This is a genomic window from Edaphobacter sp. 4G125, from assembly GCF_014274685.1.
Classification (GTDB): Bacteria; Acidobacteriota; Terriglobia; order Terriglobales; family Acidobacteriaceae; genus Edaphobacter.
In genome coordinates this window covers 1571686-1585354 of the sequence record NZ_CP060393.1, presented here as the reverse complement: position 1 = coordinate 1585354, position 13669 = coordinate 1571686, and the positions used below count along the sequence as shown (strand labels likewise).

Here is a 13669-nt window from a genome sequence, read left to right as displayed (position 1 = left end):
CAGCCTCTCTTTATGCTTCTCGCTGCTTTGAAAACAGACTCAATGAAATTTGAAAATCTATATGGAAAAGGATAGCCATGAAGATCTCTGAGACTCTCCTACAGGACTTCGATATCGAAATCTCCAATACCCGCCGCACTCTTGAACGCGTTCCCGAGGGCAAGAACAACTGGAAGTGTCACGACAAATCGATGGAACTGGGCAAGCTGGCCATGCACTGCGCCACACTCCCCCTCTTCGGTTCCTACATCATGCTCGACGATGACATGGACTTGGCGAATCCGAAGCGCCCTCATGCCTCGCTGGAGTTCACCACCCGCGAAGCCTGCCTTCAGCGCCTGGACGAATCCGCAAAAGCTTGCCGTGACGCAATCGCAGCCTCCTCTGATGATGCTCTCTCCGCTCTCTGGAAATTCTCCTATGGCGAACACCTAATCTCGAACAACTCGCGCGCGCTTTCCTTCCGTCAGATGTGCTTCAACCATCTCGTCCATCACACCGCACAGCTCGGCGTCTACCTGCGTCTCAACGATATCCCTGTTCCTGCTCTCTACGGCCCCTCAGCAGACGAACAGTGGTCGCCGAAATAAGCCAATCGTTGCTGCTTTAAATTGTCATCCTGAGCGAAGTCCAAAGGGCGGAGTCGAAGGATCTGCGTTTGGATCAGGGGCGGCGATACACAACGCCGCCTTTCATCACAAAGCTCACCTTACGCAACACGGAAATATCTTCCAGAGGATTCCCCTGCACTGCGATTACATCTGCGAAGTAGCCCTGTTTCAGCTCGCCGATCTGGCCTGGCCACCCGAGTAGCTTTGCTCCATTCAACAGGTCGGCGCGAAGCACGTCTTCGGGTTTCATTCCGAACTGAACCATCAGTTCCATCTCTCGTGCTTGTGTACCGTGAGGAAATGGCCCGACATCACTGCCCACGGCAAAAGGAACACTCGCAGCCATCTGCTTTTTGAACTCGGCTGCGTGAAGTGCCTGTTCTGCTTTAAGCTGTGACGCACGCTCCGGAGTGGCCGCATGGCCTGCAAAATACTCTCCAATAGCAAATGTAGGAACTGCAAAGATGCCCTTCTCACGCATGGCCTTCATCGTGCTCTCGCTCAGCACATAAGCGTGGTCCACGGAACTAACGCCAGCAGCTACAGCAAATCCAGCTCCAGGCTCTCCGGTTGCATGAACCGCCACTCCACGTCCTGAGTTTCGATCTCCGCCCGTGCGCTCCGCCTCGCGAACCGCAACGGCAAGCTGCTCCGTCGTGTATTGATACGGAGTGATAAATCGATTGCCTTCGATCGAATCCTTCCCCGTTTCGTAGATCTTCGTAAAGTCCGCTCCTCCCTTGCGTTGCTCGCGCATCACTCTCACCAGCTCTTCAGCCGAGTTCGCATAATCGGCGTTCGAGAGCACATGCTGCGCCGGGTTATAGCCAATCGCGTCCTCATGCCCACCAAGAATATCGATGGCATTGCAACTCACTCGCATTCTCGGCCCCGGAATCAGACCTGAATTAATCGCGTCTCGAACAGCGACATCGGCGCAACCCGCGCCTTCCGTCCCCATGTCTCGCTCGGCAGTAAAACCAGCAAGCAAATCGAGCCGCGCAGCTTCTGCTGCCATCAAGGTTCGTTGCGGAATACTCTCTTCTACGGTCTGAAGATCTTCTGCTCCGGGATGAAGAAAGAGATGAACGTGAGCATCAATCAAGCCGGGCATCAGCGTCGTACTCCCCAGGTCGATCACTTCCGCACCCGCAGGATGCTCCACAGAGCTACCCGCTGCCAGAATCCTGTCTCCCTCAACCAGAACCTCTCCAGGGCTGATGATCCTGCCCCCTGCAACATCCAGCATGTGCGCCGCATGTAGGACAATCGGATGCTTCGCAGTGGAAGTCTGCTGAGCAGACGCTGAGGACATCGCCAGCGCAAGAAAGAATCCAGCGGTGAGTGTTTTCATAGTGCCAGCAGCATACAGCAGGGGATGCTAACCAGCCTTCTCGGTCAGCTCCGCCCAGCGAGCATAGAGAGTATCCACCTCGGCCTGTGCCGCCTCCATCTCTGCCAGCGCCCCAGTCAATTTCGCCGCATCCACTGCCACCACCGGATCATTCACTCGCGTCTTCGCTGCATCCAATCGCGCATCGGCTGCCTCTACCTTCGCCTCGATCCCAGCAAACTCCCGAGCCTCCAGGTACGAGAGCTTCTTCTTCGCCGATACTATATTTGTCTCAGCAGGAGACTTCTTCGGTTGCTCCTCTCGCTCCGGCTTCTGCTCCGATTGCTGACTGAGAAACCATTGCTCCCACTGCGGATAATCTGCAAATACAGCAGCGTTCCCTTTGCTATCCAGACCTAGAACAGTCGTCGAGATGCGGTCCAGCATGTAGCGATCGTGTGTTACCAACACGAGCGCGCCTTTGTATTCCAACAAACTCTCTTCCAGCACCTCGAGCGTCGTGATATCAAGATCGTTCGTGGGCTCGTCCAGTAGCAGCAGGTCCGCAGGCTCCAACATCAGCCTCGCAATCAGGATGCGGGCGCGCTCACCACCGCTTAACCGCTCTACAGGCTGATTCAGTTGCTCGCCCGTAAACAGAAACTTCTGGGCATAGCTGGCAACATGGATCACGCGTCCTTGATAGACGACGGAGTCGGAATCGGGAGCCAACGCACGCCGCAGCGTAACTCCCTCAGGAAGCTCGCGCATCTGGCTGAAATAAACGATTCGCAGCGATGCCGCCTTCCTGATCTCTCCCGAAGACGGCGGAAGCTCTCCCGTGAGCATACGCAAGATCGTCGTCTTCCCGCTTCCATTCGGCCCCACCAGTCCAACTCGCGTTCCATTGGCGATCAGAAAATTCAGGTGTTCGACGATCTTCCTGTCACCCAACTCAACGGAAACATCATCCAACTCAACCAGCCGCTTCGTCTGCCGGTCCGTCGACTCGAACCCAATCGTCGCGGTAGAACTCTGGCTGCGCGACGACACCTCCTTCAGCTGATCGATCAGTTGATGTGCGTTATCGATGCGCGCCTTCGCTTTTGTCGCTCGCGCCTTCGGACCGCGACGGAGCCACTCAATCTCCGTTCGCACACGATTGCGTAGCGACTCCTCCAACCGCGACTGCGATTCCAGATAAGCCTGCCTTGCCTCGATAAACTTGGAATAGCTCCCCTGCACTCGCAGCAAGCCATCGGCGTAGATGCGGTTCAGCTCCACGATCTCCGTCGACACATTTTCAAGAAAGTAGCGGTCGTGCGTGATGATGACTGAAGCGAAATCACCCGCATTCAACAGCTCTTCGAGCCATGCGATACCGGCCAGATCGAGATGATTCGTTGGCTCATCCAGCAGCAGAACATCCGACCCGGCCACAATCGCCTCGGCAATGGCCAGACGCTTACGCCATCCTCCGCTCAGCGTTGCAGCTTCGACAGTAAAATCCGGCAGGCCAATCCGCCCACTCACCTCGCGCAGCTTTCCTTCCCGTTCAGCCTCAGCAACATGTCCCAGCGCAAGTGCTGCTTCAAGGATCTCCCGGACCGTCACTCCCCGAGCAAACGTCGATTCCTGTCGCACATACCCAATACGGGCACGCTTGCGAACAGCGACATCGCCTGCATCCGCATCCTCTTCACCCGCGAGAACCTTCAGCAGCGTACTCTTCCCCGCTCCATTTGGACCAATCAGTCCAATTCGATCTCCATCGGAGACTGTAAATGCAATATCGCGAAAGAGGGGCACAGCGCCGAAGCTCTTCGAAAGCCCCTGCGCATTCAAAATCGGTGGCATGATTCAAGTTTAAACGCCCAGAGCGATCTTGTACCGTACTTCAATCCACAGATACCATCCTGAGCGTAGCGATCGAAGATCGCGAAGTCGAAGGATCTGCGTTTTTACTCCACGCAGGCACATGCAGAAGATTAGAAACCTAATCCAGATCGAAGTCTCGCAACGGGCGATCTCCCAGCGGAGTCTCCTTCGCCTTCTTCACAGCCTCGGCAAACTTCTTCGCCAGCACATCTTCTTTGTTCTTCTGCGCCTCTACTGATTGCTGAAAAATCGAATCTCGCCTGGCGTCAGCCTCACGCAACGCCTTCGCCGCCTCACCAAAGTCTTCGAACATCTTCTTCTTCGGCGCAGATTTGTGCGAGATGATCGCGCGGCTCACCGGATCGACCTTCAACATGCCGCCGCAGTCCGGACACATCACTTCAAATGGCTGATCACTCAGGCCCATAACAAATTCCCTCGTGCGTCATTCTAATGCTCCGCACAGAGGAATCGAAAGAGCAACCTACAGCCGAACGATTACGTGGCCTGGACACTGATTATTCGCCACTTGCACCAACCGCTCGATCAGACCATCGCCATAGCGTGCAAGAAACCACACGCCGGCCAGAAGCCGTTCCTGCGGATGTCCGTCCGGAAAGACGTTCAGAGTAATCGTCGCAGCATGCTTGCTCAACGAAGCCTCTTTCTGCAGTTCATACGTCGCCGCCATACGGCGCAGCCGATTCATCTGGTAAAGCATCTTCGATCCCGATGTCTCCGCCGTTGTTCCCAGCGAGGCATCAATACCGCGCAGATACTCCGTCAATGCGTCCAGCTCTGTCTCTAGTGCATTGCCCGCAGCAGCTAGTTTTCGCTTCAGCTGGATCGGCATGGCCCGGGCACCCAGGCGCAAAGCAAGTTCCGATGCTGTCGTCATCGCATCCGGAAGCTGTACCTCGTCCTTTTCCATCACCTTTGCAATCGCAGGCTCAATCAGAGTGGCGCTCAGACGTGGCAATACCGGAGTAAGCCGCCCCAGGATCTCTCGATACAACACAGCGCTCTGCGCAAAATACGCAATCTCCGCAGGCCCACCGATATATGCCACCGTCGGCAAAACCGTGTCCTGAAACACAGGACGTAGCAATGCGTTCGGACTCAGATGTTCCGGACACCGCTCGAGGACTTCCAGCAATTGTTCCGTGGAATAAATATGCGGACCTGCACGCCACTGCCTCTCCTGGCTTGCAGGATCACTCACCCGACGAAGCGCCAAACGCTCCCCTGTCTCTCCATCCAACAGAAACAGCAACGAGGACGACTCTCCCACCAGTACCTGCGCGTGATATCCGTCCTTCGTCAGCTCTTCGGTTCGGGCAAGCAGATGATTGTGCAGTTCATCCGCATGCTCAATCGCATACCGCAAAGTCGATGCGCCCATCGCATGGAATTCGCGGCTCGCCGCATCCACAATCACTAACCCTTGTTCGGCAAAGATGCGCGCCATCAACTTGCCAAACGCCGTGGCCAGGGTCGCGCCTTCCGCCAGATAAGATTCGCGAATCCATTCCGACACCGGAGCATACTCCAGCAGCTCCGTCGCGCGCTCAATCGCCTGTTCCAACAGAGGTGCCGTCTCGGAGTTCAACCCCACATCACCCACTGGCACTGGGTGCGGAACCCGCAGGCCCGCCTTCAGCCTCTCCACCTCGGTCTTCGTCAGCAGTGCAGTCTGGTCGACCTCAGCAAGGTCATGGTCCTCGGTCGCCATCCAGAAGACCGGGACATGCTCCACACCCGTAATACGGGTCGCCTCCCGCGCACGAGAAATCGCCGTTGCGGCCTTTAGAAGCGTCAGCAAAGGACCGCCGAACAAGACGACCTGCTGACCGGTCACCACGGCGCGGGCTCCAGCACGAAGTTTTTCAATATTGGCCAGCGTCTCTTGCCCAGCACCAAAGATTTGATTCTGGCGCAAAAGCTCATCGCCCAGGCGATTGCCGTCCACACCAGGAGACGGTGTTCGCATCCATCCACCCGCGAACGGCCCCCCGGAATTTCCCGAGCCATACCACCCGCGCACCGGCGAATCGGCATTCTCGCCCATCACAAGATAATCGCGATACAGCTGCGAGATGTGGGGCAATACCGTTATCGGATAACACTCAACGCTCATCGCCGGCCTTCATCCTCAAGTCCTCGTTCTTCCGCAGACTCGATCTGAATCCGCGAGCAGAGCTTCCCTGGTTTCCTCGTCTGAAAATCCTGTTAAATTACTTTGCTTGATGTCCTTTATCAGATGCAACCCGGAAACGATCTGATGCACTACTTCCGATCTCCCGGCCCCCTGTTTCGTTGGATGTATTTACCGCAATCTCCGATGCAGGGATGATACCGTAGCCTTATGCCTCTCAAGACTAAGAGCACGACAAAAGTCGCCCGGCGTGTCGGAACTTCGCCAAAGGCAACCACATCCTCAAAAATGAACGCTGCAAAGCTTACGGCGGTCCGCTCAAAAGCCAAAACTCGCGTTCTCTCCTCGAAGGTCGTCTTCAAAGGAAAGGTTTTTTCCGTCAATCGCGACGAGGTCATCGAGCCCACCGGAGTCAAGAATGTCCGCGAAGTCATCCGTCATAACGGATCTGTCGTAATCCTGGCTGTCGACGAATCAAAGAATCCCGCCGATCCCGACGTCATCCTCGAACGCCAATACCGCCACGCCACCGGTCAGTTTCTGCTTGAACTTCCAGCTGGCCGCGTCGAACCCGGAGAATCGACCCTCGCTGCCGCGAAGCGCGAGATGATCGAAGAGACCGGCTACCGTGCCAAGCGCTGGAGCTTGTTGACAAAGTACTTCGCCAGTCCCGGATTCCTTGGGGAATGGATGCAGATTTACCTCGCCCGCGACGTCCGTGCTGGCATCGCACAGCCCGAGGCCGACGAGCAGATCGAGATCGTTCGGATGCCTCTGTCCGAAGCCCTCTCCCTTGCATCTTCAAATAAGATCCATGACGGCAAAACATTGATTGGACTAATGCTCTTCGATCGTCTGCGCCGGGAAAACCGTCTCTAGCCAAATATTGTTACTGACGGGAGATCACCACTTACCAAGATTCCGAATCTTTCTTCAGAAAACCCTGCTCCTCTCTTTGGCGTCAGATTTTCCATGGGTTCCCCTACGAGCAAAATCGGGGGCACTCGGAATCGTTCGTTGTAAGGAGCAGGATCTTGGCACAGTACAAAGGCATCGTAAAGTGGTTCAACAATGCAAAGGGATACGGTTTTCTTGGCCGGGATGGCGGGGCCGATGTCTTCGTTCACTACACCTCCATCCAACGGGATGGTTACAAAAGTTTGAAAGAAGGGGATGAGGTCGAGTTCGACATCATCCAGGGCGCCAAGGGACCGCAGGCAGATCAGGTCTTCCGTATCAAGGAAATCGCCAGCTGATTCCAGACTTTTCTGTTGCAGAAATCTTTTGCGGAATCCAGGTCTGCCCCATTGCCCTTGTTGCGTCCTCCCCAGAGTGCGCAATTCGAAACAGAATGCTGCATACTGACTCAGGAGTTCGGCTGGGCATGCCGACTCCGGGTCAATCCTCATGGACAATATTTCGATTGCACGTGTGTTGGAAGAAACCGCCGCTCTGCTGGAAATTGATGCGGCGGATCCCTTCCGCATACGCTCCTACCGTCGCGCTGCTGAAGCCGTTGAACAGCAAACGACCCAGCTCGCTCAATTAGCCGACGATCCCAAACAGCTCCTCGCCATTGCAGGAATCGGTAAGGGCATGGCAGCAAATATCGTTGACATCGTCAATACCGGCACCACCACCCTCCGCGAAGAGCTGCTCAAGAAATACCGTCCCACCATGTTGGAGCTGTTGCACCTCCCCGGCATGGGCCCCAAAACCGTAGCCCTCATCTGGTCCGCCCTCCAGGTCAGTGACATCGACGCATTGGAAGAGGCGGCCAAAGCAGGCCAACTGAATACCCTGCCCCGCCTCGGCGAAAAATTTACCGTCAAACTTCTGAAAGGCATCGAAGACTACCGCAAGAACTCAAGCCGGTTTCGTATCGATCAGGCTCGTGAGCAGGCGGATCGTATCTCCGAACTCATTCGCCAATTCCCCGGCATCGAGGAGATCACTCCCGCAGGCTCGCTCCGTCGTGGACGCGAGACGGTTGGCGATCTCGATCTGCTCGTAACCGGTCCAGCCTGCGAACCCGATGTCGTCGCGGCAGCCGTCGAGCACGTCGCCACGCTCCCTCTCATCGACAAGCTCCTCGCCCGTGGCCAGAACAAGGTCAGCTTCACCCTCCGCAACAATTTTCAGGTCGACGTCCGTCTTCTCCCCCGCGCAAGCTACGGTGCAGCGTTGCAGTACTTCACCGGCTCGAAGATGCACAACGTCGCTCTGCGTCAGCGCGCGATCAAACGTGGCATGACCCTCAACGAGTATGCATTGCTTCGCGTCGAAGACAATTCCATCGTCGCCGCCACAACCGAAGAGCTTATCTATCGCGCTCTCGATCTCGACTACATCCCACCCGAGCTGCGCGAAAACTCCGGCGAACTCGAAGCTGCTGCCAATCACTCTTTGCCTGAGCTCATCACTCTCACCGATATCCGCGGCGATCTGCACATGCATACTGTCGAGACCGACGGCGCGAACACCATCCGCGAAATGGCTGAAGCCGCTTTCGCTCGTGGCCTCAAATACATCGCCATCACCGATCACTCCAAAAATCTCGCCATGACCAACGGCATGGACGACCGCCGCGCGCTCGCGCACATCCAGCGCATCCGCGAGGTCGACACCGAGATGCAGGGACGGATTCACATTCTCGCCGGAGTTGAAGTCGACATTCTCGCCGAAGGTGAGCTCGACCTGTCCGACGAAACTCTCGCCCAAATGGACATCGTCATCGCCAGCGTTCACAGCCGCTTCGACCAGCCCGTCGAGCAAATGACCGACCGTATCCTCCGTGCGATCGAAAATCCCTCCGTCCGCATCCTTGGACATCCCACTGGCCGCAAGGTCCTCAAGCGCGATCCTTATGCCGTCCATATCGAAGCCATCCTCAAACGCGCTGCTCAACTTGGAGTCGCCGTCGAACACAACGCCAGCCCCGCCCGAGCCGACCTCAACGACCTCCACCTGCGTCTGGCCAAACAACACGGCTGCAAAATTGTCGTAAACACCGATGCCCATTCCACCGCCGAGCTCGACCAGGTCCGCTACGGAATCACCCAACTCCGCCGCGCCTGGCTTACTGCCGCCGATGTGTTGAACACCCAACCCTCTGCCGAAGCCCTGCTCACGCAGCTACGCCCACACTCCTGAACTGACGCCTTGCCCAATCCTGTCATCCCTTGCGAAGTTTGGCGCGCATAAACATGACAAACGAAGGGTCTGTCGGATGCGGCGCCCCATACATGACGCAGTTTTATCGCCGCATGTCTGGGGGATATTTGAGCGCAGCTCGGACCCATCCACCGTGCGCTAATCGTCCTCTCAGACCGCTCAGTATCCAAACGCGTTATCCTTATATCGTGGCGCAATCCGCAACAACCCCGACGGCACTCTCCGCCCAGAAAGCCGCGGCAGAATCGCGTCTGCTTGCCGATTACGCAACCCTGTTCAAGCTCCGTGTCACCGTCATGGTGGTCATTACCGCTGGAGCCGGCTTTTACCTCGGCTCATTAGCCAGTGGTATCAGTCCCTTTCACGCCGGGCTCATCCAGGCCCTCATCGGAATCGGCGTCGTCACCTGCGGCTCCAGCGCCCTCAACCAGGCCTTGGAGCGCCGCACCGATGCCCTCATGCGCCGCACAGCCAATCGCCCCATGGCCGCAGGACGAATCTCTCTCGCCCACGGACTCCTCCTCGGCTTTGCTGCCATCTTCTTCGGCTCGCTCTATCTCGCTCACGTCACCAATCTTCTGACTGGAACCCTTACCCTGATCACTGCCGTTGGATACGTCGGCATCTACACCCCACTGAAGCGCATTACCGTCGTCAATACTTTTATCGGAGCATTTCCCGGCGCCCTTCCTCCACTCATCGGCTGGACCGCCGCTCGCGGCATCATCGAGTGGCCCGCCATCGCGCTCTTCGCTATTCTCTTCGTCTGGCAGTTCCCTCACTTCATGGCCATCGGATGGATGTACCGCGAAGACTACGCCTCCGCTGGAATCCGGCTCACTCCAACGCAACCCGATCAAAACTTTGCCGCCCGCTCCACTGTCATCCAGTCGCTCTTCTACGCAGTCCTGATGGTTCCCATCAGCATATGGCCCACCTGGCTTGGAGTCACAGGAATCCCATACGCCATCTTCGCTGTGGCCCTTTCGCTGGCTTATCTCTGGTACACCGTCCGCTTTGCCCGTATCACGCGCGACCCTGCTGCGCCAGAATCCCGCGCCTACGCCCGCGACCTCCTGAAAGCCTCCGTCATCTATCTCCCCTTACTCATGGCCGCTCTCATGCTCGACGCGAAAGGACGTTTGCTCTTCTGATGGACATTCGCACGACACCTCCACCAGCGACTCTTCGCACGCCTCCTTCTGTCATTGCGGCCATCATTCTGGTCAGTGCCGCGGCCAGCGCTTTCATCTGCTGGCTGGTCTACTTCCATACCCCCACCGACGTCGCTGGAACCCAGCTCCGCTCGCTCCCGCTCGTCAACGCCATCCTCAACGGGCTTTCCACCATCGCCCTGCTTTTCGGCTATCGCTTCATCCGAGCGCGACAGATTCCCCAGCACCGCGCCGCCATGTTCACGGCGTTCATCTTCTCCACGATCTTTCTCGTCTCATACCTGGTGAACTTCACCCTCCACGGAGAGACCCACTTCAACCGTCTAAGCCCCTGGTGGCCCTTCTACTGGAAGCTCCTGCTCTCCCACATCCTTCTCTCGGTCATCGCCCTGCCGATGATCCTTATCACGTTCTTTCTCTCGCTCACCGGACGCTTTCCTGCGCATCGCAAACTCGCCCGGTATACCTGGCCTATTTGGCTTTACGTCTCGATCACAGGCGTCGTCGTCTACTGGATGCAGTCGGCCATCCACTAACCCGCAACTCTGGTCCTCATGCAAGCTGATACTCGTAAAATTCTCCGCACAGGGCTCTGGATCTTCGGAACCGGCGTTACTGCAGTCATCTCGATCCACCTCTTCTTCGGAGGAATCGGCCACCAGGGCCCGCACACCAACTCCGGCTGGCTCGCCCTCATGGTTGCCATGGGATGCCTCCCCACCGGTTCGCTCACCCTTATCCTGGCCATCCTGAAGGTCTTCGGCGACCGCCGCCGCTAGTTGCAGGTGGATGGTTCCTGGCTATATCGAAGCTTCATATTCTCGATTCCCCTTTAGTGTCATCCTGAGCGAAGCTGCGCAGCAGCAGAGTCGAGGGATCTGCGTTTAATCTGGAGCCTTCAGGCGAAGGACGAAGAATCCCTGTATTTGTTATCTTTCGAAATCGGTGTCTTCGGTGAAGATCAGTGTTAAGCCCCCTTTATGCTCGCCCCATCTGCTATCCTCAACCTTCAGAACCTGAACAATCGGAGCATCCGCATGGCAAAAGGCGTCAATAAAGTTTTTCTTCTCGGCAACGTCGGCAAAGATCCTGAGATTCGCTCTACCGCAGGAGGCACTACGGTCGCCAGCCTCTCTCTCGCGACCGCTGAGCGAGCCAAAGATCAGCAGGGAAACTGGCAGGACAAGACTGAGTGGCACAATCTCGTCGCATTCAACCGCACCGCCGAGATCATCCGTGACTACGTCAAAAAGGGCACACAGATCTTCGTCGAAGGCAAGATTCAGACCCGTTCATGGGACGACAAGGATTCCGGCCAGAAGAAGTACCGCACCGAGATCATCGTCAACGAAATGAGCCTTCTCGGCGGCGGCGCTGGACGCGGCGAAAGCACTGGCGGTGGTGGTGGTTACTCTCGCTCCAACACCAGCAGCTTTGATCAACGGCCATCCGCTCCCGCTGAAGACTTCGCCGATCAGGGCATCACCGACGACGACATCCCCTTCTAAAACATCTCGATAGAGATTGAGACAAAATCGGTAAACTCCTTTACTGGGCTTTACCGATTTTTCATGGCTGCGTTCTAGCGCCGGATTCGTTTGTGATCGTTGCAGCGGAGTCAATGTCGATTGAGACTTCCTTACTGACTCGCAAAACGAAGGTACTCGGATCTTTCAAACCCCATTCAACATAAGGAACAGCAAAATGGGTTTCGATTGAGAGTCCATCCCCTCCTTTGGGTTGAGCAGATACCTTTATCTTCATGGGATGGTTTTGCCCATGGAGATTGAGGATCCCATCAACGACGAAGTCTCCGCGAACTGTCGGATCGAATGTCCCTTCGACACGGTTGGGGCGAAAAGTGATAACCCCATATTGGGCGCTGTTTAATACGTCCTTGTGCATTCTATGATCGCGAGCTGAGTTACCACTCTCACCACTCGTCGCATCAACCTCGATCAGCCCGCTTGCTTCTTTAGTAAGCGGGTTGTAGCTGATCACGCCCTGCTTCAGCTTAAATGTGCCATGCACTACGTGAAGGACATCACCGAGAGTCCACCTAACATTGGTTGCTGCAGGATCAAGATGAATGCTGATCTGGCGGTCCGTCTGTGCCGATGCAGTACCGACAAAGAGCAGCAGGAACATGCTCTGTACGACCAAGACTTCAATCTTGCGGATCATCGTTTTTATTGGCTGCTGCATCGACGAATCCTTCATCTGTACTAGGTTTGATGGATCAGCTTCCAGCCGAATCGAGGGCCGTAACCGAATGCGAATTCCATCAGGCTACTTGCCCCCATATGAACAAAAAGCAATTCACGAAAAATCTCTGGCGACAACGCAAATGCTCGCATAGCACGTGCTTCAATGGAAGGCCAGCGATCCATCGTCAACATCAGCGAGCCCATGGTGTGGGGAAGCCTGCCGATCTTCTGATGTGCAGTATCATATTGTTCGAGCGACCCGGCCTCGATCGCCTCTGCTAAAGCCTGCGCTTGCCGAAAAGACATCGCGAGCCCCTCCCCCGTCACCGCATCGGTGGAACCTGACGCATCCCCCACTAAAGCAACCGTCCCATCGGCCACTCGTCGCAACTTCCGTGTGGCCGACACAGCACCGCGCTGCTGCGAAATCAGCGGGGCATCTTTGAGACGGTCTGCAATCTCAGGGAATGCCGAAAACATGTCGCTACGGTTATGCTTTAGGTCGCGGGTGACAAATACGACGCATACAGATTCCGCCGAAACAGGGGTGATGTAGAGTTGACCACCTGCACCCCAGTGGACCTCAACGTAGCCGCTCCACGGAGCAATCTGGTAATGACGGCGAAAACCATATCGCAGTTGCTTCTTGAGTGTTTGATCGAGGCCAGCCCAGCGACGTACAGAAGAGCCTTGACCGTCCGCTCCAACAAGCCATCGGAACGAGATTTCTCTGTCATCGATAAGGGCAGTGCGACGATCAAGAAGCTTTACGTGACTGTTCCATCGAAGGCGGACACCAGAATCATGCGCATATTGTGCAAGCCGATCATGCAGACGAATGCGGCGAACTCCGAGGCCGTGTCCTTCAGGGAAGGTGGCATCCACACGATGGCTGGAGTTTGAAAATCGAATGCCTTGAAAAGCATGCCCATCTTCGCCTGTCATCGTAATCCCCAACGATTGCAGGGCTTCAATCGCGTCGGGCATAAGCCCCTCGCCGCAGGCTTTATCGATCGACGGTGGCATCGCATCGGCTACAACGCAGTCAATCCCTCTTTGCTGGAGCGCGATCGCAGAAGCAAGACCTGCGGGACCTCCCCCAACAATCAGCACATCAGTACGTGAATGAATCAATC

At 56.2% G+C, this 13669-nt stretch carries 14 protein-coding genes; 8 read left to right on the top strand and 6 right to left on the bottom strand.

All coding sequences use genetic code 11. The annotated features are described in order from the left end of the window. Window positions 1-77: 77 nt before the first annotated feature. A complete protein-coding gene (locus H7846_RS06545; RefSeq protein WP_186695681.1) occupies window positions 78-590 on the top strand; it encodes a DinB family protein in 513 nt (170 codons plus the stop codon). Between the two features lie 73 nt (window positions 591-663). On the opposite strand, the gene H7846_RS06540 is transcribed toward H7846_RS06545, so the two are convergent. From H7846_RS06540 to bshC, 4 genes are all read right to left on the bottom strand, one after another. Further along, the gene (locus H7846_RS06540) at window positions 664-1965 is read right to left on the bottom strand and encodes a metal-dependent hydrolase family protein (protein WP_370561363.1); all 1302 of its coding nucleotides are present in this window, start codon (window positions 1963-1965) and stop codon (window positions 664-666) included. A gap of 27 nt (window positions 1966-1992) precedes the next feature. Beyond that, a complete protein-coding gene (locus tag H7846_RS06535) occupies window positions 1993-3801 on the bottom strand; it encodes an ABC-F family ATP-binding cassette domain-containing protein (protein WP_186695680.1) in 1809 nt (602 codons plus the stop codon). 139 nt (window positions 3802-3940) lie between these two features. Continuing rightward, window positions 3941-4249 (bottom strand): hypothetical protein, encoded by a 309-nt coding sequence (locus tag H7846_RS06530; RefSeq protein WP_186695679.1) that lies wholly within the window; start codon window positions 4247-4249, stop codon window positions 3941-3943. Window positions 4250-4306: 57 nt separating this feature from the next. Continuing rightward, a complete protein-coding gene (bshC, locus tag H7846_RS06525) occupies window positions 4307-5959 on the bottom strand; it encodes a bacillithiol biosynthesis cysteine-adding enzyme BshC (RefSeq protein ID WP_186695678.1) in 1653 nt (550 codons plus the stop codon). A gap of 228 nt (window positions 5960-6187) precedes the next feature. On the opposite strand from bshC, the gene H7846_RS06520 reads away from it, so the two are divergent. The 7 genes from H7846_RS06520 (at window position 6188) to H7846_RS06490 (ending at window position 11834) form a co-directional block, all read left to right on the top strand. Beyond that, window positions 6188-6856, top strand: a complete 669-nt coding sequence (locus tag H7846_RS06520; protein WP_255460885.1) for an NUDIX hydrolase — start codon at window positions 6188-6190, stop codon at window positions 6854-6856. A 155-nt stretch (window positions 6857-7011) separates the two neighbouring features. Then, window positions 7012-7233: a cold shock domain-containing protein gene (locus H7846_RS06515; RefSeq protein WP_186695677.1), complete on the top strand. Its 222-nt coding sequence runs from the start codon at window positions 7012-7014 to the stop codon at window positions 7231-7233. Window positions 7234-7384: 151 nt separating this feature from the next. Beyond that, window positions 7385-9130 (top strand): DNA polymerase/3'-5' exonuclease PolX, encoded by a 1746-nt coding sequence (gene polX, locus H7846_RS06510; protein WP_186695676.1) that lies wholly within the window; start codon window positions 7385-7387, stop codon window positions 9128-9130. 92 nt (window positions 9131-9222) lie between these two features. Further along, window positions 9223-10305: a heme o synthase gene (gene cyoE / locus H7846_RS06505; RefSeq protein ID WP_255460884.1), complete on the top strand. Its 1083-nt coding sequence runs from the start codon at window positions 9223-9225 to the stop codon at window positions 10303-10305. Then, window positions 10305-10862: a DUF420 domain-containing protein gene (locus tag H7846_RS06500; RefSeq protein WP_186695675.1), complete on the top strand. Its 558-nt coding sequence runs from the start codon at window positions 10305-10307 to the stop codon at window positions 10860-10862. Before cyoE ends, H7846_RS06500 begins: the two co-directional genes overlap by 1 nt. A gap of 18 nt (window positions 10863-10880) precedes the next feature. Next, window positions 10881-11105 (top strand): hypothetical protein, encoded by a 225-nt coding sequence (locus tag H7846_RS06495; protein WP_186695674.1) that lies wholly within the window; start codon window positions 10881-10883, stop codon window positions 11103-11105. 258 nt (window positions 11106-11363) lie between these two features. After that, a complete protein-coding gene (locus H7846_RS06490) occupies window positions 11364-11834 on the top strand; it encodes a single-stranded DNA-binding protein (RefSeq protein WP_186695673.1) in 471 nt (156 codons plus the stop codon). A gap of 61 nt (window positions 11835-11895) precedes the next feature. On the opposite strand, the gene H7846_RS06485 is transcribed toward H7846_RS06490, so the two are convergent. Further along, on the bottom strand, window positions 11896-12531 hold the full coding sequence (locus H7846_RS06485; RefSeq protein ID WP_186695672.1) for a YceI family protein: 636 nt from the start codon (window positions 12529-12531) through the stop codon (window positions 11896-11898). 20 nt (window positions 12532-12551) lie between these two features. Further along, on the bottom strand, window positions 12552-13667 hold the full coding sequence (locus H7846_RS06480) for an NAD(P)/FAD-dependent oxidoreductase (protein WP_186695671.1): 1116 nt from the start codon (window positions 13665-13667) through the stop codon (window positions 12552-12554). Between the last annotated feature and the right edge of the window lie 2 nt (window positions 13668-13669).